This window comes from Streptomyces sp. NPDC096012 (assembly GCF_040426375.1).
Classification (GTDB): Bacteria; Actinomycetota; Actinomycetes; order Streptomycetales; family Streptomycetaceae; genus Streptomyces.
The window spans coordinates 65,456-84,745 of sequence record NZ_JBEOTD010000009.1 but is presented as its reverse complement, the minus strand read 5'-3'; the positions used below and the strand labels follow the sequence as shown (position 1 = coordinate 84,745).

Annotated in this window: 18 protein-coding genes; 13 read left to right on the top strand and 5 right to left on the bottom strand. The window is 70.8% G+C overall.

The window, feature by feature from the left end; genetic code table 11:
* The 5 genes from eboE to ABVB68_RS12005 all read left to right on the top strand — a co-directional run bounded on the left by eboE (position 1) and on the right by ABVB68_RS12005 (position 5,623).
* Complete coding sequence (gene eboE, locus ABVB68_RS12025) at positions 1-1,170, top strand: metabolite traffic protein EboE (protein ID WP_353600931.1); 1,170 nt, start codon at positions 1-3, stop codon at positions 1,168-1,170.
* A gap of 241 nt (positions 1,171-1,411) precedes the next feature.
* The gene (locus ABVB68_RS12020; RefSeq protein WP_353600930.1) at positions 1,412-2,821 is read left to right on the top strand and encodes an alkaline phosphatase family protein; all 1,410 of its coding nucleotides are present in this window, start codon (positions 1,412-1,414) and stop codon (positions 2,819-2,821) included.
* Positions 2,818-3,957, top strand: coding sequence for a sugar phosphate isomerase/epimerase family protein (locus ABVB68_RS12015; protein ID WP_353600929.1), 1,140 nt, complete (start codon positions 2,818-2,820; stop codon positions 3,955-3,957). Before ABVB68_RS12020 ends, ABVB68_RS12015 begins: the two co-directional genes overlap by 4 nt.
* Positions 3,958-4,328: 371 nt before the next feature.
* Complete coding sequence (locus ABVB68_RS12010; RefSeq protein ID WP_353600928.1) at positions 4,329-5,162, top strand: LLM class F420-dependent oxidoreductase; 834 nt, start codon at positions 4,329-4,331, stop codon at positions 5,160-5,162.
* A 26-nt stretch (positions 5,163-5,188) separates the two neighbouring features.
* Positions 5,189-5,623, top strand: coding sequence for a TIGR03668 family PPOX class F420-dependent oxidoreductase (locus ABVB68_RS12005; RefSeq protein WP_503006082.1), 435 nt, complete (start codon positions 5,189-5,191; stop codon positions 5,621-5,623).
* Between the two features lie 232 nt (positions 5,624-5,855).
* Here the strand turns inward: ABVB68_RS12005 and ABVB68_RS12000 are convergent, their stop codons facing one another.
* A complete protein-coding gene (locus ABVB68_RS12000; protein WP_353600926.1) occupies positions 5,856-6,167 on the bottom strand; it encodes a hypothetical protein in 312 nt (103 codons plus the stop codon).
* Positions 6,168-6,367: 200 nt separating this feature from the next.
* Between ABVB68_RS12000 and ABVB68_RS11995 the strand changes: the two genes are divergently transcribed.
* Complete coding sequence (locus ABVB68_RS11995; RefSeq protein WP_353600924.1) at positions 6,368-6,772, top strand: hypothetical protein; 405 nt, start codon at positions 6,368-6,370, stop codon at positions 6,770-6,772.
* Positions 6,773-7,155: 383 nt separating this feature from the next.
* Positions 7,156-7,326 (top strand): DUF5670 family protein, encoded by a 171-nt coding sequence (locus ABVB68_RS11990; RefSeq protein ID WP_037661814.1) that lies wholly within the window; start codon positions 7,156-7,158, stop codon positions 7,324-7,326.
* A 425-nt stretch (positions 7,327-7,751) separates the two neighbouring features.
* Here the strand turns inward: ABVB68_RS11990 and ABVB68_RS11985 are convergent, their stop codons facing one another.
* Complete coding sequence (locus ABVB68_RS11985; protein ID WP_353600923.1) at positions 7,752-9,005, bottom strand: YncE family protein; 1,254 nt, start codon at positions 9,003-9,005, stop codon at positions 7,752-7,754.
* Positions 9,006-9,155: 150 nt separating this feature from the next.
* Between ABVB68_RS11985 and ABVB68_RS11980 the strand changes: the two genes are divergently transcribed.
* The 5 genes from ABVB68_RS11980 to ABVB68_RS11960 all read left to right on the top strand — a co-directional run bounded on the left by ABVB68_RS11980 (position 9,156) and on the right by ABVB68_RS11960 (position 15,070).
* The gene (locus tag ABVB68_RS11980; protein ID WP_353600922.1) at positions 9,156-9,818 is read left to right on the top strand and encodes a TetR/AcrR family transcriptional regulator; all 663 of its coding nucleotides are present in this window, start codon (positions 9,156-9,158) and stop codon (positions 9,816-9,818) included.
* Between the two features lie 291 nt (positions 9,819-10,109).
* Positions 10,110-10,340: a hypothetical protein gene (locus ABVB68_RS11975; RefSeq protein WP_353600921.1), complete on the top strand. Its 231-nt coding sequence runs from the start codon at positions 10,110-10,112 to the stop codon at positions 10,338-10,340.
* A gap of 291 nt (positions 10,341-10,631) precedes the next feature.
* Complete coding sequence (locus tag ABVB68_RS11970; protein ID WP_353600920.1) at positions 10,632-11,129, top strand: peptidylprolyl isomerase; 498 nt, start codon at positions 10,632-10,634, stop codon at positions 11,127-11,129.
* A 448-nt stretch (positions 11,130-11,577) separates the two neighbouring features.
* Entirely contained in the window at positions 11,578-12,549 is a 972-nt protein-coding gene (gene ku, locus ABVB68_RS11965; protein ID WP_353600919.1) for a non-homologous end joining protein Ku, read from the top strand.
* Positions 12,550-12,898: 349 nt separating this feature from the next.
* Positions 12,899-15,070 (top strand): TerD family protein, encoded by a 2,172-nt coding sequence (locus ABVB68_RS11960; RefSeq protein ID WP_353600918.1) that lies wholly within the window; start codon positions 12,899-12,901, stop codon positions 15,068-15,070.
* 321 nt (positions 15,071-15,391) lie between these two features.
* Here ABVB68_RS11960 and ABVB68_RS11955 read toward each other — a convergent pair whose 3' ends face one another.
* Together ABVB68_RS11955 and ABVB68_RS11950 are read right to left on the bottom strand one after the other, a co-directional pair.
* Positions 15,392-16,867 carry a tetratricopeptide repeat protein gene (locus ABVB68_RS11955; protein ID WP_353600917.1) on the bottom strand — a complete coding sequence of 492 codons (1,476 nt, stop codon included), beginning with the start codon at positions 16,865-16,867 and terminating at the stop codon, positions 15,392-15,394.
* A 287-nt stretch (positions 16,868-17,154) separates the two neighbouring features.
* Entirely contained in the window at positions 17,155-17,628 is a 474-nt protein-coding gene (locus ABVB68_RS11950; RefSeq protein ID WP_353600916.1) for a hypothetical protein, read from the bottom strand.
* 298 nt (positions 17,629-17,926) lie between these two features.
* On the opposite strand from ABVB68_RS11950, the gene ABVB68_RS11945 reads away from it, so the two are divergent.
* On the top strand, positions 17,927-18,091 hold the full coding sequence (locus ABVB68_RS11945; protein WP_353600915.1) for a hypothetical protein: 165 nt from the start codon (positions 17,927-17,929) through the stop codon (positions 18,089-18,091).
* A 216-nt stretch (positions 18,092-18,307) separates the two neighbouring features.
* Here the strand turns inward: ABVB68_RS11945 and ABVB68_RS11940 are convergent, their stop codons facing one another.
* A complete protein-coding gene (locus ABVB68_RS11940; protein ID WP_353600914.1) occupies positions 18,308-18,967 on the bottom strand; it encodes a hypothetical protein in 660 nt (219 codons plus the stop codon).
* Between the last annotated feature and the right edge of the window lie 323 nt (positions 18,968-19,290).

The following is a 19,290-nucleotide window of genomic DNA, read 5'->3' as shown; positions in this document are numbered from 1 at the left end:
ATGCGCTTCCGGCACCCGGACGGTACGACCGTCCATCTCGCCTACTGCACCAACGTCCACCCCGCCGAGACCCTCGACGGCGTCCTGGCCCAACTGCGCGACCACTGCGAACCGGTCCGGCGCCGGCTCGGCCGCGACCGTCTCGGCATCGGCCTGTGGCTCGCCCACGACGCCGCCCGCGCCGTGGACACCGACCCGTCCGCCCTGCGCGCCCTGCGCGGCGAACTCGACCGGCGCGGCCTGGAAGTCGTCACCCTCAACGGTTTCCCCTACGAGGGCTTCGGCGCCGAGGAGGTCAAGTACCGTGTCTACAAGCCCGATTGGGCCGACCGCGAGCGCCTGGAGTACACCACCTCCCTGGCCCGGATCCTCGGTGCCCTGCTGCCGGACGACGTCACCGAGGGCAGCGTCTCCACCCTGCCGCTAGGCTGGCGCACCACCTGGACCACCGACCGCGCCCGCAGGGGTCACGACGCCCTGCGCACCCTCGGCGCCCGCCTGGACGCGCTGGCGGAGCTGACCGGGCGCTCGATCCGCGTCGGGCTGGAACCCGAGCCCGGCTGCACCGTGGAGACCACCCACGACGCCCTGGCCCCGCTCACCGCCGTCGGCCACCCCCGCATCGGCGTCTGCGTCGACACCTGCCACCTCGCCACGTCCTTCGAGGACCCGCAGGCCGCGCTGGACGGGCTCACCGCCGCACGGATCCCCGTGGTGAAGTCCCAGCTGTCGGCGGCCCTGCACGCCGAACACCCCGCCCGGCCGGAGGTGCGCGCGGCCCTCGCCGAGTTCGCCGAACCCCGCTTCCTGCACCAGACCCGCACCCCCGCACCCGCCGGCCTGCGAGGCACCGACGACCTGGCCGAGGCCCTGACCGGCGACGCCCTGCCGACGACGGCACCGTGGCGCGCCCACTTCCACGTCCCGCTCCATGCGGCCCCCGCCGCACCGCTGACCGCCACGCTCCCGGTGCTGCGCGGCGCCCTCGCCCGGCTGGTCGGCGGCCCCCGCCCGCTCACCCGGCACCTGGAGGTCGAGACGTACACCTGGCAGGCGCTCCCGCCCGGCCTGCGCCCACGCGGCCGGGACCGGCTGGCCGACGGCATCGCCGCCGAACTCTCCCTCGCCCGCGACCTCCTGACCGACCTCGGGCTGAAGGAGCTGCCGTGACCGCGTCCCCGGCGCGAAGGAGCTGCCATGACGACGACCGACCCCGGCGCGAAGGCACAGCCGTGACGGCGACCGATCCCGTGCGCGGGGGAGCTGCCGTGATGGCGACCGATCCCGTGCGTGAAGGAGCTGCCGTGACGGCGACGGACCCCGTGCGCGGGGGAGCTGCCGTGACGGCGACGGACCCCATGCGTGAAGGAGCTGCCGTGACGGCGACCGACCCCGGCGCGAAGGAGCTGCCATGACCGGGCCCACCCCGCTTCTCGTCCTCGACGTGGTCGGCCTCACCCCCCGTCTCCTCACCCACATGCCGCACCTGAGGGCCCTCGCCGACGCCGGCTCCCGGGCCCACCTCGGCACCGTCCTGCCCGCCGTCACCTGCGCCGCCCAGTCCACCTTCCTCACCGGAACCCTGCCCGCCGAACACGGCATCGTCGGCAACGGCTGGTACTTCCGCGAACTGGGCGACGTCCTGCTGTGGCGCCAGCACAACGGCCTCGTCGCCGGCGACAAGATCTGGGACGCGGCCCGCCGCGCCCACCCGGGGTACACGGTCGCCAACATCTGCTGGTGGTACGCCATGGGCGCCGACACCGACATCACCGTCACCCCGCGCCCGGTCTACTACGCCGACGGCCGCAAGGAACCCGACTGCTACACCCGGCCGCCCGCCCTGCACGACGAACTCACCCGTGAACTCGGCACGTTCCCCCTCTTCCACTTCTGGGGCCCGGGTGCCGACCTGGTCTCCAGCCAGTGGATCATCGACGCCACCCGCCACATCCTGCGCACCCGGCAGCCCGACCTGACCCTGTGCTACCTCCCGCACCTCGACTACGACCTGCAGCGCTTCGGCCCCGACGACCCGCGCTCACTGAAGGCCGCCACCGACCTGGACGCGGCCCTGGCACCGCTGCTGGACGACGCCCGCGCCGAGGGCCGCACCGTCGTCGCGCTGTCCGAGTACGGCATCACCCGCGTGCACCGGCCCGTCGACATCAACCGCGCGCTGCGCAGGGCAGGCCTGCTGGAGGTCCACACCCAGGACGGCATGGAGTACCTCGACCCGATGGCGTCCCGCGCCTTCGCCGTGGCCGACCACCAGATCGCCCACGTGTACGTCCGCCGCCCCGAGGACCTGGCCGCCACCCGCGCCGCCCTCGACGGTCTGCCCGGCATCGAGCAACTCCTCGACGACCAGGGCAAGAAGGCCCACCACCTGGACCACCCGCGTTCCGGCGAACTCGTCGCCGTCGCCGAGCCGGACGCCTGGTTCACGTACTACTACTGGCTCGACGACGCCCGCGCCCCCGACTTCGCGCGGCTGGTGGAGATCCACCGCAAGCCCGGTTACGACCCCGTCGAGCTGTTCATGGACCCCCTCGACCCCTACGTCAAGGTCAAGGCGGCCTCCGCACTCGCCCGCAAGAAGCTCGGCCTGCGCTACCGCATGGCGGTCGTCCCCCTCGACCCCTCACCCCTGCGGGGCAGCCACGGCCGCCTCCCCACGAGCGACGACGAGGGCCCGCTCCTCCTGTGCTCCACCCCCCGCGCCGTCGGAGACCGCATCGCGGCCACCGACGTGAAACCGCTCCTGCTGCACCTCGCCGGTCTCGGCACCGGTGACCCGTCGACAGAGAGGCACCCGTGAACACCACCCAGCACACCGACGAAGACCTGCGTCGCAGTCTCGGGATCGGCCGCCGCCGCTTCCTGAGCACCTGCACCGCCGTGGCGGCCGGTGCCATCGCCGCCCCCGTCCTCGGCGCCGGCCCCGTCCAGGCCGCACCCCGGCCCGGCGGCACCGGCCGGGGACAGGCCCTCGTCCCCGCGGACAAGCGGGGCATCATCCTCTACACCGTCCGTGACGCCACCGGCCGTGACCCGCTGTCCACCTCCCTTCCGTCGGGTTTCCGCGCCGTCTTCGAGCAACTCGCCCGGTTCGGCTACCGGCAGGTCGAGTTCGCCGGCTACGGCCAGCACCCGAACGCCCCCGGCGGCGCGAACCTGGAGACCGTCCAGGGCGCCAGGCTGCTGCGCCGATGGCTGGACGAGTACGGGCTGCGCGCCCAGGGCAACCACGGCTTCATCCCCGGTTCGTGGCCGCTGACCGCCACCGACCTGGACACCTTCAAGAAGCACCTGGAGATCGCCAACATCCTCGGCATGGCCCACGTGGGCACCGGCGGAGACCCCACCAGCAGCTCCTACAAGTCCGACTGGGACGTGGCCGCCGACAAATGGCACGCCCTCGGTGAGATCGCCCGCCGCGCCGGCCTCAAGCTGTACACCCACAACCACGACGCTGCCTACGGCTTCCTTCTCGACGGCGGCCCGCTGGACGCCCAGGGACGGCCGACCCGCAGCTCCGGCGTCCGCAAGCTGGAGTACTTCCTCGGCATCACGGACCCGAAGCTGGTCTGGCTGGAGATGGACATCTTCTGGGCGCACGTGGCCCAGTACAAGTTCCGCACGTACACCGCCCACGACGGCTCCACACAGACCGACGTCTTCGACCCGGCCGGCCTGGTCACGCGCCACGACAAGCGGTACCCGCTCTTCCACGCCAAGGACGGCGTCGTGAACACGACCAACGGGATGGGCTACGACATGGTCCCGTTCGGCACCGGCGTCATCGACTACCGCGGATTCTTCTCCCGCGTCGGCCACCGGAACTACCACAACCCGATGGTCGAGCAGGACAACGCCCCGAGCGCCACCGACCCGTCCCAGTCGCTGGCACACGCGGCGATCGGCTACCGCAACCTGGCCGCACTGCGCCGCTAGCGGCGACATGCGGCACGGGGCCTCCGCGGAGACACCGGGGAGGCCCCGGCCCCGGCTCGCGGGCCGGGAAGTCCCGGCCCAGGTCCATGGGCCGGGGCAGAGGCGCGCCCAGGTCCCGGACGGCCGCGAGGGCCGGGCGCGGGACATCGTCTTCGGGCTCCGTGACGCCCCGCGTGCGGTCGCCGGCGTTCTCGCGCTCACCACTGCGACGCTGCGCGCGGTGACCCTGCGGCGGCCGGCGGACGCGTCGGCCGGGCGGTGACAGTGGGCACAGGGTCCGGACGCCACGCCGCGGGACGCCGTACCCGACGAGGAGCGACCGGCCGGGTCACACTTACAGCTGGTGTGCCGACGAGACGAGGTGGTCGCGGATGAAGTTCGGAGTATCGACATTTGTCACCGACGAGGGCATTAGCCCCAAGGCGTTGGGACCCGCCCTGGAGGAGCGCGGATTCGACTCCCTGCTGCTGGCCGAGCACTCGCACATTCCGGTCGAGCGGGAGTCCCCGTACCCGGGGGGCGGCGAGCTGCCGAGGATCTACTACCGGACGCTCGACCCGTTCGTCGCGCTCGCCGCTGCCGCCTCGGTGACCCGTGACCTGCTCCTGGGCACCGGCATCGCTCTGGTGGTCCAGCGCGACCCGATCCACACCGCGAAGGAGGTCGCCTCCCTCGATCTGATCTCCGGCGGCCGGGCCGTGTTCGGGGTCGGCGCGGGCTGGAACCGCGAGGAGATGCGCAACCACGGGACGGATCCGGCCGTCCGTGGAAAGCTCATGGACGAACGCATCCGCGCCATGATCGAGCTGTGGACCAAGGAGAAGGCCGAGTTCCACGGCGACTTCGTCGACTTCGACCCCGTCTACGCCTGGCCCAAGCCGGTCCAGAAGCCGCATCCGCCCATCTGGGTCGGCGGCGAGAGCGAGCGCGCCTTCGAGCGCGTGGCCGAGTACGGTGCGGCGTGGATGCCGAGCGAACCGCCGCTCGAGAAGCTCGGTGAACTCATCGCACGCATGCGGCAGAAGGCCGGTGGCCGCCCGTCCGTCGTGGTGTACGCGGGCCGTCACGACCGGGAGGCGCTCGACACCTACGCCGAACTCGGCGTCGAACGCGTTCTGTTGTATCTGCCGACCCTGCCGGAGGACCAGACGCTGCGCACCCTGGACGAACTCGCCGAGGCCACGTCCGGCCACCGTGACGGCTAGCGACTGCCGCTGAACAGGAGCCGACCGTGCCGGACATGGCCGAGGACGAGGCGCGCCGCCGGTTCACGACCGCGCGGGTGGCGCGCCTGGCGACGGTGGACGCGGGCCTGCGCCCGCATCTGGTACCGGTCGTCTTCGCGGCCCGCGGCGAGGAGATCGTCACGGCCGTCGACTGGAAACCGAAGAGGTCGCAGCGGCTGAAACGGTTGGACAACATCGCGGCCCACCCGGCTGTCTGCCTGCTCGTCGACGCGTACGACGAGGACTGGGAGCGGCTGTGGTGGGTCCGCGCGGACGGCGAGGCCCGCGTGCTGCCGCCCGGCACCCAGGGCGAGTACCCGGCGGCCGTCACCCTGTTGCGCGAGAAGTACGCGCCGTACCGGCAACGACCGCCGGCCGGTCCGGCGCTCGTGATCAGCGTCAGCCGATGGCACGGCTGGCACGCCGCCCCGGGGGGCTGACCGTACCGGCAGGGGAGACGCCGCCCGGCGTCAACAGGGCCGGCAGGCGACCCGCCGCACACCGAGTGGATCCGGCGGGGCGAACGATGCGGTCAACCGTCGATCCGATCCTTCGCCGGGGTTCGGCGCGGGGGGCGGCCTGCGCACCGACGCCGGCCGCCTCCCAGGCACCGGATTCGGCTCCGTTCGCCCAGTGCCGCGCCGGTGGCGGGGGGTGTCGCGTCGGGCCATGTCAGTGCTTCGCCGCGAGGGTGACCAGTTCGACGGCCTCGGCAAGACCGAGCTGCGGAGCCGTCCGGCGCAGCTCCCTGATCGCCCGAACGGACTTGTCCCCCGCGGTCAGCCCGGCCCGGCCGAGGGTCTCGCGGGCCCATCGGATCTTCAGGTCCTCGTCACTGCGGGCGGCTGCCTCGATCACCGTCAGTGCCTTGCGCAGTCCGGGTGCCTCCGCGGCGTCGGCGTGCGCCAGGGCTTCCTTGACGGCGGCGAGGGCGTCGTCGAGATCGTGCAGGACCACAAGGTTGAGGTGGCGGGTGGTGTGCATCGGCGTCCTTTCATCGACGTTCTCGTCGTGTATGAGGAGGTGCCTTTCAGGACAGTGGTTGCGTCGATGTCGGCGCACACGGGGAATGCGTCGGCGTCAAAGCCGAGTTGGGGTGCCTGCCCATGAGTCGAACGTGCGGAAACCGCCGCCGAACGGGACGCCCATGACGGGTGTCACCGACCCGTGCCACTCTTGCTCCCATGTCCGCGCGAAATCGAAGACTGCCCCGGCACCGTGCCTGGCCACTGACCACCACCGACATCAGCGAGTGCCTCGGCCCCCGTATGGACCGCGTCACGGACCTCCGGTTCCTCACCGGGCACGACAGCGGGACGATCGTCCTGGGAGCCGAATGGATTGCTCCAGAACCCCGCAACCACGGCCGCGGCATCCACCCGGACACGATCGGCTTCCGCATCGACGTCCACCCCGTGGACGCCACTGAGCGTGCTGCCACCCGAGCCCTCCTGCAGACACGCGCCCTCCCGCAACTCCGCGAATGGGTCGCACAGGCCGTCGCCGCCGACGAGACCTGGCTACAGACCCCTCACCGCCACTACTGGCGACTCACCGACGGCCACCTCACCCACCGCGACGAAGCGTGAAGCGAATCCGGATGGCGCCCCGCGGCCCGGCTGTGCCGTCCACCGCCGCCCGGTCGCTCGTCCAGCAGGTCGGTATCGCCATCGCTGCCGCCGGCGTGCTCGTCGCGGCCGGCGTCGGCATCGCCCGGACCGCGGCCTCACAACCCACTGTGGCGGGTTCGGTCAGGGGGCCGAGGTGCGACCGCCTCGCCCGTCGCCTGGGCGCGCACGGGCCGGTGCGCGGCACCTTGGGTGCCCGGGGACGCGTTGTCGTGGTGCGTGAGGTGCGCGATGGCGGGAATGCGGGCGGGGCGCGTATGCCCTCTCCTCGGCGGAAGTAACTCTTGTTTTGGGCGCTTGTAGGGACGGAGTAAGGGCATGCGGTGGTCAGGAGGTTGATAACTATGGTTCCCCTGCTTCTGGTTCTTCTGCTGGCTCTGATCCTGTTCGGTGCTGGTTTCGCGCTGAAGGCGCTGTGGTGGATCGCGGTGATCGTGCTCATCGTGTGGCTGCTGGGCTTCGTCGTCCGGTCCGCGGACAGCGGCGGCCGAAAGGGCCGGTGGTACCGCTGGTAGCCGAAAGCGGCTGAGCGTGCGGAGCACGCCGCCCGCGAAGTGATGTGGGGCCCGGCCGGAGACGGCCGGGCCCCACACGCGCATGTGGACACCCCCACGGGTGGCCGGAAGAGATCGGGCGTATCGGACGCAACGCGGGGTACGCGAGCAAAGCGGCGGCCCCGCAGAATCAGCAGTGGAACCCTGCCTCCTAAATTCTGCGGGGTCGCCGCGCCGGCTCCAGCGGCTTGGCCCGGTCCGTCCTGACGGCTCTTCGCTCACGGGCCCACGGACGGTGTGGGTCCGCCTCCCGTGGCTGGTCCGAGCCGGCCGCCGGGGTGACGGCGTATTTCCGATGCGTAGCCGTACGGCCTCCGGGCGAGTGGGGCGTCCCGGAAGCCGTACGGGCTCGACCCCCCGGCTCAGCCCTCCGGTCACCGCACGGCTCAACCCCCGTTCGGGCCCGTCCAGTCGGCCGGCACATGCCCGAGGCGGACGCGTTGCGGATGGTCGCCGACCGGCACGGACAGGACCTTCTGCCCGGTGGCGAAGTCGATGGCCGTGATCCGGTCGGCGCCGGCCTCGGAGATGACACAGTCCTTGCCGTCGCCGCTGACGGTCGCCCAGTACGGCGTCGAAGCCGTGACGAGCGGGCCCACGTCGAAGGTGGCCCGGTCGACGACGGTCGCGTAGTTGTCCATTGTCCCGGCCACGCACAGCTTGGTGCCCTGCGGGTTCATGGAGATGCCGTGGTGGCGGGAGTCCAGCAGCCAGGTGGTCCGGTCCTGATTCGTCGCCGGGTTCTCCGGGAGCGTCCGCACCCGGGTGATCTTGTCGGTGGCGACGTCGTACTCGAGGAAGCCGTTGAAGAACGACACCTGGAAGTACAGCTTGGACCAGTCGGGCGTGAAGGCGGCGGGCCGCACCGCGTCGGAGAAGTCCTTCAGGCCGATCGCGTCCAGCCGCTGTCGCATGTCGATGGTCCTGACCTGCTTGAACGTGGTCGCGTCGACGATCGTGATGTGGCGGTCACCCTTGGTCCAGTCCCAGCCCGGAGCGTCGAGGGAGGTGGTCACCTCGCCGATCGACATGTTCCAGATGTACTTCCCGCCGTCGGTGAAGAAGTTCTCGTGCGGCTTGTCGCCGGTGCCGAACTCGCCGACTTCCCTCCCCGTGACGACGTCCAGTACCTGCACCTTGTTGGCGGTGGAGGCCGAGACCGCGACGCGGGTGCCGTCGGGGGAGACGGCCATGTGGTCGGCGCGGTAACCGGCCACCGGGAAACGCCAGTTGACCTTGTCGGTCGCCAGGTCGATGGAGACCACGTCGGCGAAACTCGGGCGTGAGACGACCACGGACTTCCCGTCCGGGGTGGAGTACATGTCGTCCACGTACTGGTCGTGTCCCTCGCCGACCTCGTTGCGGATGGACGTGTAGTAGATCCACTTGATCGGGTCGGCGTTGATCTCCGCCAACCGCTGCTGCTTGTCGGGGACGACGTCGATCCGGCCGACCTTCGCGAAGTCGCCGGAGGACGTGACCACATCGGCGGTGCCGTCCCAGTTGTTGCCGACGAACAGCACCTCGCGCAGGCCGTCGGACGTGGCCGGGGCGGCGGAGGCGGCGGCCGCCGGTGCGGCAGCGGTCAGGACGAGGGCGGCGGCCACGGAGCACAGGTGCCTGGTTCTGGAGGCAGGCATGACTGCTCTCTCTCTTCAAGGGATTCTGCGGAGGGAATCTGAACACGCGCGCTTTCACTGTGTGCTTACTGAAAAGTAAGGAGGAGGCGGGCTTCTCGACAAGATGTGTGCACGACAAGATTGGAGCGGTGGCACGGCGGAGGGGGACGCGTGACGGGGAGGCTGAGAGCGCCGACGGGCCGCTACGGCGGCAGGACCGCGGCGGAGCGCCAGGCCGAGCGGCGCCGCCGGTTCCTGGACGCCGCGCTGCGGCTGTTCGGCGAGGGCCCGGGCTACCGCGGCACGACCGTCGCCGCGCTGAGCCAGGCCGCGGGCCTGTCCACCCGCCAGTTCTACGAGGAGTTCCGCACCCTGGAGGACGTGCTGGCCGCGCTCCATCTCCAGGTCAACGACTGGGCCGAGCAGGCGGTGCTGGACGCGCTCGCCTCGGCGCAGGGCCTGCCGCTGGCCGAGCGGGTCGCCGTGCTCTTCCACGCCTACGCCCGCGACGTCACCTTCGACCCGCGCCGCATCCGGATCGCCTTCGTGGAGATCATCGGTGTCAGCGCCCGCCTGGAGGAGCAGCGGCTCGCCCGGCGGGCGCACTGGATCGACCTCATCCGCGGCGAGGCGGACGCGGCGGTGGCGCGCGGAGAGGCGGCTCCGCGCGACTACCGGCTCGCGGCGGCGGCCTTCATCGGCAGCGTCAACGGCCTGCTGCACGACTGGAGCCGGGGCTGGGTGGACGCCACCCTGGACGAGGTGGTGGACGAACTGGTGCGGCTCCTGCTGGGGATGCTACGGCCCGAGGGCTGGCGTCCCGGACCCGGGTGAGACACGGCGACGGGGGCGCGTCGGTACCGGTCGCGTAGGCCCTGGCCGGGGTTACCGGGACACATCCACCGGACCGTGCGGACCAGGCACGTTCCGCGGGCGCCCGGGGACGCGGCGGGTGCCGGTTCGGGTCCGTCGGGGCGCCGGGTCTGCCCCGGGTTCGCCCCGCGGGACATGAGGACGCGACCGTCTCCCGTGGAAGTGTTGGAGCCGGCCCCTTCACTTGTGAGCGCCGGAGGACGACGAAGATGAGCGGTGCGTTCTACCGCAACGACGCGCTCTCCGCCGCCCGTGTCCACCGTGACGCGGTGGCCCAGCGAGCCACGGCGGCGATGGGGGCTCGTCCCGCTGACCGACGCCGAACTCCGTGACGTGGTCAAGAACGAGGAGATGGCCGAGTTCCTGCTCAGCGTCCAGGACCCCGTCGCGATGGCGGCCCACCTGAACAACTTCACCGGGGCGGAGAAGCTGGCGGAGGTCAAGAAGATCGCCGCGTACAAGAAGGAGGTCTTCCGGGACTGAGCAACCACTTCCCGGCGACACCGCAGGCCCCGGACCGCACGAACGCGCCGACGACGTCCAGCAGGTACGCGTCCGGCACTTCGTCACCGTGCTGCGGACCGTGGCGGTCGCGGCGTACATCCCCGGTGCACCGCGGCACCGGGTGCACCCAGTGGCCGGCCTCCCCGCCGCGACGCGGGCCGCACTGCCGTGCGTCCGGGGCACCTACCTGATGCGCTGAACGCGTTCTGTGCATCCGGTGACCCGTGGCCGTTTCGGGTGGCCGGCGTCAGCCGTGACAGGATGGACCCCATGAGTAACGTGTACTTCGACATCAGCATCAACGGCGCCCCCGCCGGCCGTATCGTCTTCAGCCTCTTCGACGAGGTCGTCCCGAAGACCGCGCGCAACTTCCGTGAGCTGGCCACCGGCCAGAACGGCTACGGCTACGCCGGGTCGGGCTTCCACCGCATCATCCCCCAGTTCATGCTGCAGGGCGGTGACTTCACCAACCACAACGGCACCGGTGGCAAGAGCATCTACGGTGAGAAGTTCGAGGACGAGAACTTCCAGCTGAAGCACGACCGCAAGTACCTGCTGTCGATGGCGAACGCCGGCCGCAACACCAACGGCTCGCAGTTCTTCATCACCACGGCCCTCACCCCCTGGCTCGACGGCAAGCACGTCGTCTTCGGCGAGGTCGTCGAGGGCCAGGAGCTCGTGGACCAGGTCGAGGCCCTGGGCTCGCAGTCCGGCACTCCCAAGGGCAAGGTCGAGATCGCGGCCTCCGGCGTCGTCGACGGCCACTGATCCAGGCCTCCCGCCTGATCCGATCCGCCGAGCGGAGGCCTGCGAAGCTCGCGGGCCTCAGCTTGTCCTTCGACCTCCGTGGTCGGCCCCAGGGGCGTCTCTCCGAGCGGATTCACTCAGCTGACGGCGTCGGTCCGGCTGCTGTCGCACCCCGGCCCGACGCCGTCGATCGCCGGCCGTCTCGTACGCGGATCGGCTGGGGCACGATCCGGGCCTGTGGTGGCTGCTGCGCTCGCGGCGTCCGGCTCCTGCCACCAGTCGTCTCCGCCGTCGTCTGCCAGGGATCGATCGAGATGGCCCCGCAGATCCCGAGCCACCCACCGGCGGCTGTCGTCACCGGCTCGGGCCGCATCAGGGTGACTCCCGACATCGTTCGGCCGCCCCACCCGGCATCCGTTGTGTGGCGCTCGTAGGCTGATGGTGCTCGGGGCTACTGCGGAGGTCTGCCATGCCCCGAACCGTCTGGTCCGGCGCCATCAGCTTCGGCCTGGTCACGGTGCCGATCAACGTGGTCAGCGCGTCCGAGGACCACAGCATCCGTTTCCACCAGTACCACCTGGCCGACCAGGGTCGGGTGCGCTACCGCAAGGTGTGCGAGCTGGAGGACCGTGAGGTGCCTCAGGAGGAGATCGGCAAGGGCTACGAGCTGACCAGGACGCAGGTCATCCCGATCACGGACGAGGATCTGAGCAGTCTGCCGCTGCCCACGGCGAAGGCGATCGAGATCGACGCGTTCGTGCCGCTGGCGTCGGTCGACCCGATCCGGATCGCCGAGGGCTACTACCTGCAGCCCGCCGGGCAGGTCGCGGCCAAGCCCTACAAGCTCCTGGTCAAGGCGCTGGGCCGTTCGGCGAAGGTGGCCGTCGCCAAGTACGCCTGGTCCGGGCGGGAGCGGCTCGGCCTGCTGCGCGTGCGTGACGACGTCCTGGTGCTGCACGCGATGCGCTGGCCGGACGAGATCCGCGATCCCGCGGAGTTGCTGCCGCCCGCGGTGGAGGTGAGCGAGGCGGAGATCGAAGGGGCGCTTGCACTGATGGACTCGATGACGCGGGAGGATCTGGAGGGCGAGGAGTTCCACGACCGCTACACGGAGGCGATCGCGCAGATCATCGAGGCGAAGCGGGAGGAGAGGCCGCTCCCGGAGGCGCCCGAGCCGGAGGAGCCGGCCCAGGTGCTGGACCTGATGGCCGCACTGAACGAGTCCGTGCAGAAGGCCAAGGCCTCCCGCGGTGGGAACGAGTCCCCGGCCGAGGTGCATGAGCTGCCCACAGCGAAGAGGAAGCCGGCCGGCGAAAAGCAGCCCCCGGCGAAGAAGACCGCGGTGAAGAAGACGACCGCGAAGAAGACGACCGCGAAGAAGACGACCGCAAAGCAGACGACCGCGAAGAAGACCGCCGGTCGTCGCCCCCGCAGCGCTTGACGCCGGTCCTGCACCTCGCGCGGTCCTCCGAACCGCGCGCCGCGATCACGCGCTGGCGCGCGGGCCGAAGACCTCGAGGACTCCGAGCCGCCTCAGCCGGGAGACCCTCTTCTCGACGGTCGGGGCTCGAGGCAGGGGTATCGCGCCGTTCGCCAGTGGCCCCATGCCGGGCGAGACGCCCCTGGAGTGGGCCGTGGAGGCTTTCGCGAGCCGCGGCGCGCGTCCTGGGCGGACAGCCGCAGAGGCTCCGGCCGGCCGGAGCGCGGCACACCCGTGGCACCACGGCATCGGAGCGCGTACCGAGAAAACTCCTGTGCGCCGGCTCGCACACCTCTGCGACCATCCCCGCATGGCGCACAGTTTCGAGTCGCTGGTCATCCGTCACACCCACCGCCTCCCGTCCCCCCAGGGCTCCGCCGGCCAAGGGGCCGCCGCCGCACGGCAGTTCGACGCGGCGCTGGCATCCGTGGGCTTCAAGCTCTCGGCGGAGCTGCTGGCGCGGCTGTCGGGGCTGTGCGAGGCCGCGGTCGTGCACACCGCCAAGAGCACGCTGCGGACCGTGAGCGAGATGGTGGGCGACCACGCCCGTCACCATTCCTACTTCATCGACTTCCCGGCGAACGTGCCCGACACCGAAGAGTTCTGGATGCGCTGTGTGTCGCAGGCGCTGAGCGACGGCACATCACGCGAGAGCGTGCTGACGCAGCTGGCACACGGAGTGCTGGACCTGCTCAGCCTCCCTGCGTACGGCCGCTACCAGCACACCTACGAGGAGATGCTCGCGGCGCAGGACGAGCTGATCGCCGCGGCGGGCGACCGGGTGACCGTCCTGCACCTCGGGCGGGACCTGGACGACGAGCTCACGGACCTCTACCTGGCCTTGGCGGGTAGCACGACGCCACTGGGCGAAGACGACCTGCGCGACCTCAGGACCCTGGCCCAGCGCTGCGCGCCCGGCCCCCAGCCGGAGTCGATCCCGGTCCGGGAGAACCGGTCGGTCGTCAACGAGGCCCGTCTCGCCGTCGGGGCGGACCTCCTGCTGGACACCGTCGTCGACGTGCTGCGGCTGGCCTGCGCGCTGTCGGGCGGCGACGTGACGCTGCAGCAGCCGACCCGGTTTCGGGCTCTCTCGCGGCCGGCACGCCGCGCGTTGCTCGCGGGTCTCGACGCCGTCGTCGCGGCGAACCCCGCCAAGCTGGCGGACGTGCACGCCTACCGGGAGCCCTTCAAGCGGCTCGGCGAGCGCCTCCACCCGCACGAGTACCCGCGCTGGCCGCACGCCGCCGACGTGTTCGCCGTAGCGCGGGGAGAGAAGGAGGCGCGGTCTTTCGACAGCCGTGTCGAGGAGCTGCTCGACGCGTTCGACGTCCTCGGTGCCGTCCGGCTGCTGAAGTCCGCTCCCGGCAAGCTGTTCCGCGCCCTGGACCTCCTGCTGCGTATCGCCGCCGACCAGAAGGAGCGGGACGCGGTGGTGGCCGCCGCGGTGCGGGTGGCGCCCCAGGTCTCCGGCCGGGTCGTGCTCTCGGTCCGCGAGCACCTCCAGAACCGGGAGCGGGAGACCGGCGAACCCCGGATCTTCATCAACCGCCGAGGCCGCGGCTGGGTCGCCACCGACGTACGGCCGCCCGTGCCCGCCGCCGACCGCGACCGTCTGATCGCCGCCCTCGACGCCGAGATCCGCGGCAGACTTCCGGCACCGGGCCGGCTGCTGCTCGACCCCGACGTCCTCGACGTGGCACTCCCGCTCAGCGGCAAGGCGACCGCGGCCGGGCTCGGCGTACTGCCGCGAGGTTCGGTCTCGGCGGTCGACGGCGAACAGCTGCGTTTCTTCGTGTACTGGAAGGAGACCGAGGACCGCACCGACTACGACCTCTCGGCGCTGCTTCTCCGCACCGATTACAGCACCGACTCCTGGCTCTCCTACACCTCCCTCAGGGCTGTCGGCGGCGAGCACTCGGGCGATGTCACCGAGGCCCCCGAGGGGGCCTCGGAATTCATCAACCTGTCCCTGGACCGGGTACGCGGCACCTTCATCGTTCCGCAGGTCGACATCTATGCCGGCGAGAGCTTCGAGGAGGTCCAGGAGTCGTTCTTCGGTTTCATGCTGCGCGACCGTGAGCAGAAGGGCCGACCGTTCGAGCCGCGCACGGTGCGGACGAAGTCGGACCTTCGCGGGACGGGCCGAGTGGCGCTGCCGCTGGTGTTCCGGCGCGAGGACGACGGCCGGTGGCGCGCGAAGTGGCTGCACCTGTACCTGAAGGGCATCTCGGCGGGCAACCGGGTCGAGGAGAACCAGGTTTCGGTGTCCAAGGTGGTGCGCGCCGTCGTGGAGCGCGAGTATCTGACGGTGGGGTACCTGATCGACCTGATGTCCGGAGATGCCACGGCCGTGGAGCTGTGGGACGGCGAGCCGGCCAGGGATGAGCCCGTGACGTACATCGGTCTGGAACGCCCCGAGGGTCTGCACCCGGAGTCCCGTGTCATCACCCTCGAAAACCTGCGCGACTTGATCCCGGGCTGAGTGCTAGCGTTGCCCGCGGCGAGGCCATGAAGGGGCTTCCTTCTCCATTCCTTTCCTGAACGAGTTCCTTCGCTTTCCTCGCCGTCGACAGCGACTGGGAGGCGCCCGCGCGGCGCCTCCCCGTTTCGACATGTCCGGTGGGCCGTTGAGTTCGGGTCGACGAAATGGGGCCAGTCAGCTCGGGCTGGTGAATTCGGGTCGATGACCGGACTTCGCCGTGTCTCATGAGGCAGGGTGGTGGGCATCGCTGACTCGCCTTGCAGGAGATGCACGTTCGTTCACAGCGAGGGCTACCGGGTGACACAGTTTCGGACCGGTGATCTACAGCCCGAATCGCCTCCATCTTTTCGCGGATTCGGCGTCTCCGGCACGCTCATATGCCTGCGCCAGCCGTACCAGGGCGTCTCGACCTCCGATCTCAACGGCCCGTTGGGCGAGTCGTTCTGCAGCGTCGAGGTCCCCAGCCTGCTCGCGCCGCCGTGCCAGCCGCACCAGAGCGTTGATGTTTCCCGCATCAGCGGCCCGTTGGGCGAGCCGTTCTGCACCGTCGAGGTCCCCAGCCTCTCCGCGCCGCCAGGCCAGCTCCACCAGGGGGCCCGTGTCTCCAGCGTCGGCGGCCAGCCGGGCGGGGGCTTCCGCGCCGTCGAGGTCTCCAGCGCGCTGCCGCAAATGCGCCAGCTGGGACGGGGCACCCGTGTCTCCGGCGTTCATCAGCCGCTGGAGCAGCTGTTCTGCACCGTCGAGGTCGCCGACCTGGGTCCGCCGCCAAGCAAGCTCTGCCAGGGCGCTCGCGCCGCCGCCGTCGGCGGCGCGCTGGTACAAGTCGTCCGCGATGCTGAAGAAGCCTCGGTGATCGGCCGCTTCCGCCAAGGCTTCCAAGTCTGCTGTGTCAGCCGCGTGGTCCCGTGCCGCAGTCCAGAAGGAGGCCGGCGGGAAGGCGAAGCGGCGGACGGTGCGTGCGTGGTGGTCGAGGTAGTCGCTCAGGCGGTAGATGTCGGGGACGGCACCCATGCCATCGGGGCTGGCGACCGGCTCCAGAGCTGCCACCACGCCCATGACCCTGTCACACGCATAGTCGAGAGCGTGGGCGAACCAGGTGTCGGGTTCGGCGGCGGCACGCTGCTGCTCGGTCAGGTAGCCGGGGACAGCAGCCTTGAGGAGTGCAGCCGGCAGGGGTGAGCTGTGGCCGAGGCGGCGGGCGTCCATAGCGATGGTGATGACGGCGTGGCCGTAGGGGTTGTGGCTGGCGGCCTGGTTGTAGTGATCTACCAGTTGCGGACCTGCCGCGAGGGTCTGGGTGATCCTCCCGTCGGCGCTGGTGCTCACGGCCGTGGCCAGGGATCGGTCGTGGCGGACGAGCGAGCTTCGCAAGGCAGTGGTGGGAAAAGATGCCGGAACGTCGACTGGTGTGGCCTGGCTGAGCAGGGCTCGGGCGTTGTGGTAGGTGTCGTTGCCGTGCTTTGGGGTGGTGGTCAGGGTGCGGTGGTGGTCGGGCCACAGCGTGCCCAGGATCACGAACGGGCCGGGGTGCTCCAGTCGACTGCGCACTGCGGCGGCGGCCTCCTCTGCGTCGGTCCCGATGAGGTGGCTCTGGGCGTCGTCGAGCCACAGGACGGTGCGCGGGCCGAGGGCGTCGGCATCGAGCAGAGCGAGGAGCCTTCTGGCATTCTTCGGGAAGGCCAGCTGCCAGTCGTTCAGGCAGGCGCGGACGGCCTCGAAGCATGCACGGGTCTTGCCCGTGCATGACTCGGCGCGTACCAGTACCAACGTCGTCTGCGCAGCGCGAGCTGCCTTCACCAGTTGGTCGCGCAGTTGCCGGTCGTGGTCGCGTTCGATGTAATCCGGAAGGACGAAGGCGCGGTCGTCGGCCGCTCGGCGCGTGCCGTGGATGGCCGGGTGGACGCCGAGCTGTTGCGCCGTCCACGATGCGACAGGTCGAGGAGGATCGACCCGGGCGACGCCCTGCTTCCCGGAAATATGCTGATGGAGCTGCCCTACGCTGTAGGCCGCGATCCCGCCACGCGTTGCCTGGACAAAGGCGGACGGGGCTGGGCTCGAAGCCGGGGTGGTGGCACCGGGCCCGCTCAGCTCCCGGCCGGGCCCGGCTGCGGAGGGTTTCCCAAAGTCACGCTGCCCATGTTCAAGGCGGCGGCGGAGCTGTGGTCGGCACGGATGTCCACGTTCCCGCCGACGGCTGTCCCGCCCTGGCCGGCTGATACCCCCCTGTGGGCAGTGCACTGGCCAAGCAGGGCGCTCAGTTGCTCAGCGGCTTGGGCCCGCTCGGTGTCGTCGAGGCTTTCCAGCAGCGTCTCGATACGGACCTGCCACGCCGCCTCCTGACGGATGCGCATCCGCTCCAGCTCCGCCGGCACGGCGGTGTTCAGCTCGCCTGCGGTCTGGTCGAGGCGCGCCAGTTCGGCGTTCTCGCGCTGCGGGTCTCCTCGGCCGAGCCAACGGCCCAGCTGCTGGCGGAGCCCCGCCCATGCGTCAGTGCTTGCGGCCTGCACCACCGTGGTGCCCCCCACCGCGGCCAACGCCGTCATTGCCTCCGACAGCATTCTTGCCCCCTTCTTTGTGAGACTCGTCCTGTGGCACGCGCCGTACCAGGTGCTTCCCCCCATCACTTCACCGGACACGTGCCGGCCACCAGCCCCTCAGGCCATGTGCGATCTCCGGGTGTGGGGGATCGGCGTCGGGACGGCGTCCGCGCCGGCGATCTGGGCCGGCTGCGGGCGCTGTCCGACCGGGATCGCCTCTTCGGAAGCCGCTGCATCGCCGCTCGCACGGGTGAGGCCGCAGATGTTGCACCGCGGCCTGCTGGGGGAGGATGGAAGTGAGCGACGAAGGAGGCCCGTCATGAAATCCGGAGCTCCTGATTACGACGCCTGGTACTCGCGCACACCCTCGCAGGCCGAGGGCGAGCGGGACGAGACGGGCGAGCGCACCGCAAGGGAACAGCACCCCGACGTCCCACGGAGCGAGCCGTCCCAGGCGGAGGGCGAGCGGGGCGACGACACCTAGCGCCCCTGGACGATCCGCCGCCGGGGGCCGGGGAGGGTGCGCCGTGTTTTCGGCCTCGCTGTCACCGGTTCCCGGCCCGCCTGCCGTCCAGCACTCCCTGCAGGTGCGCGGCGGCGTTCCCGATTCCGCGTGTTTCCGCTGTCCGGCGCCTGCCTCGGCAAGGAGCACACCGCCGCGGTGGACGTGCTCGGAATCGCGTAGGGGCACTGTTCGTGTTCACATGTCGGCTGCTGCCGCCCGGATGTCCTGCTGCGCCTGCCCCATCAGCTCGTCCAGGTCGCCGACCTCAGGGTTCAGCTCCCGCGCGCGCGGTGCGATCTGCTGCAGCCATGCCGCAGTGGCCAGGGCCAGTTCGACGGCCTCCCGGGTCTGTTCCTCGCTGAGCAGTTTCTCGACCTTGAAAGCGAGGCTCGCGAGTGTGTCGTCGTCGGTGGCAGGCACCAGGTAGGGCTTGAGGCCCGGCGGGTACGGTGTCCGCTCCCGGTACTCACGCATCGCGGTCACGACCGCGGGCATCGCACTGTAGAAGTCGAGCAGGCCCATGAAGACGTACAGGCGTGCCACCACCCGTGGCAGGCCGGGATGCCGATCCAGCCAGGCCATCAGCTCCCGCTGATCACCGAAGTGGTCCATGAGCTGGGACATCGCCTCCGCGATCCGGTTGGGCCAGGTCCAGTGGAAGGGCAGCAGCCGCGCCACCTGATGGGCGAGCGCCGCCTCGGCCTCCGCGTCCAGCCTGCCGGCGACGAATTCGGCGACCTGCCCGCGGTCCAGTCCGTAGTCGGCCGGCGCCGTCCGGTCCTGTGAGCTCTGCGACGAGTCGTGGCGCAGACGCAACAACTTGGTGCTGATCTTGCTCAGTGTCCGGTTCCGCATTGTTCCTCCCAGCTCGCGATGTGTTCTTCATCGTCCGGGGCGTCCGGACGACCAGCTCCTGCTCGGATCCCTACGACCGCCGCACCACCCCCGCAGTCCGCCGGACCGCGGCGAACGCGGCAGACCTCCCACCAGGTCAGTCCCACGGCGTCCGCGAAGCCGACGGCGATCGGCACGCCGGTGGAGCGCCGGATGCCGAGGGCCAAGGTCGCGTGCAGCGTGACCCGCACGACGAGCACGGCCGTCACCGGAGCCGGCAGGGGCCGCACCTCGCCGGCAGCCACAGACCGGCAAGGTAGGCGGGGGCCGCGGCGGCGGTCGAC

Bases quoted from the DNA above. Each gene is read 5' to 3' on its own strand.
- eboE (WP_353600931.1), top strand. From the start codon at position 1: ATGCGCTTCCGGCACCCGGACGGTACGACCGTCCATCTCGCCTACTGC.
- ABVB68_RS12020 (WP_353600930.1), top strand. From the start codon at position 1,412: ATGACCGGGCCCACCCCGCTTCTCGTCCTCGACGTGGTCGGCCTCACC.
- ABVB68_RS12010 (WP_353600928.1), top strand. From the start codon at position 4,329: ATGAAGTTCGGAGTATCGACATTTGTCACCGACGAGGGCATTAGCCCC.
- ABVB68_RS12000 (WP_353600926.1), bottom strand. From the start codon at position 6,167: ATGCACACCACCCGCCACCTCAACCTTGTGGTCCTGCACGATCTCGAC.
- ABVB68_RS11995 (WP_353600924.1), top strand. From the start codon at position 6,368: ATGTCCGCGCGAAATCGAAGACTGCCCCGGCACCGTGCCTGGCCACTG.
- ABVB68_RS11990 (WP_037661814.1), top strand. From the start codon at position 7,156: ATGGTTCCCCTGCTTCTGGTTCTTCTGCTGGCTCTGATCCTGTTCGGT.
- ABVB68_RS11985 (WP_353600923.1), bottom strand. From the start codon at position 9,005: ATGCCTGCCTCCAGAACCAGGCACCTGTGCTCCGTGGCCGCCGCCCTC.
- ABVB68_RS11970 (WP_353600920.1), top strand. From the start codon at position 10,632: ATGAGTAACGTGTACTTCGACATCAGCATCAACGGCGCCCCCGCCGGC.
- ku (WP_353600919.1), top strand. From the start codon at position 11,578: ATGCCCCGAACCGTCTGGTCCGGCGCCATCAGCTTCGGCCTGGTCACG.
- ABVB68_RS11960 (WP_353600918.1), top strand. From the start codon at position 12,899: ATGGCGCACAGTTTCGAGTCGCTGGTCATCCGTCACACCCACCGCCTC.
- ABVB68_RS11950 (WP_353600916.1), bottom strand. From the start codon at position 17,628: ATGCTGTCGGAGGCAATGACGGCGTTGGCCGCGGTGGGGGGCACCACG.
- ABVB68_RS11945 (WP_353600915.1), top strand. From the start codon at position 17,927: ATGAAATCCGGAGCTCCTGATTACGACGCCTGGTACTCGCGCACACCC.
- ABVB68_RS11940 (WP_353600914.1), bottom strand. From the start codon at position 18,967: ATGCGGAACCGGACACTGAGCAAGATCAGCACCAAGTTGTTGCGTCTG.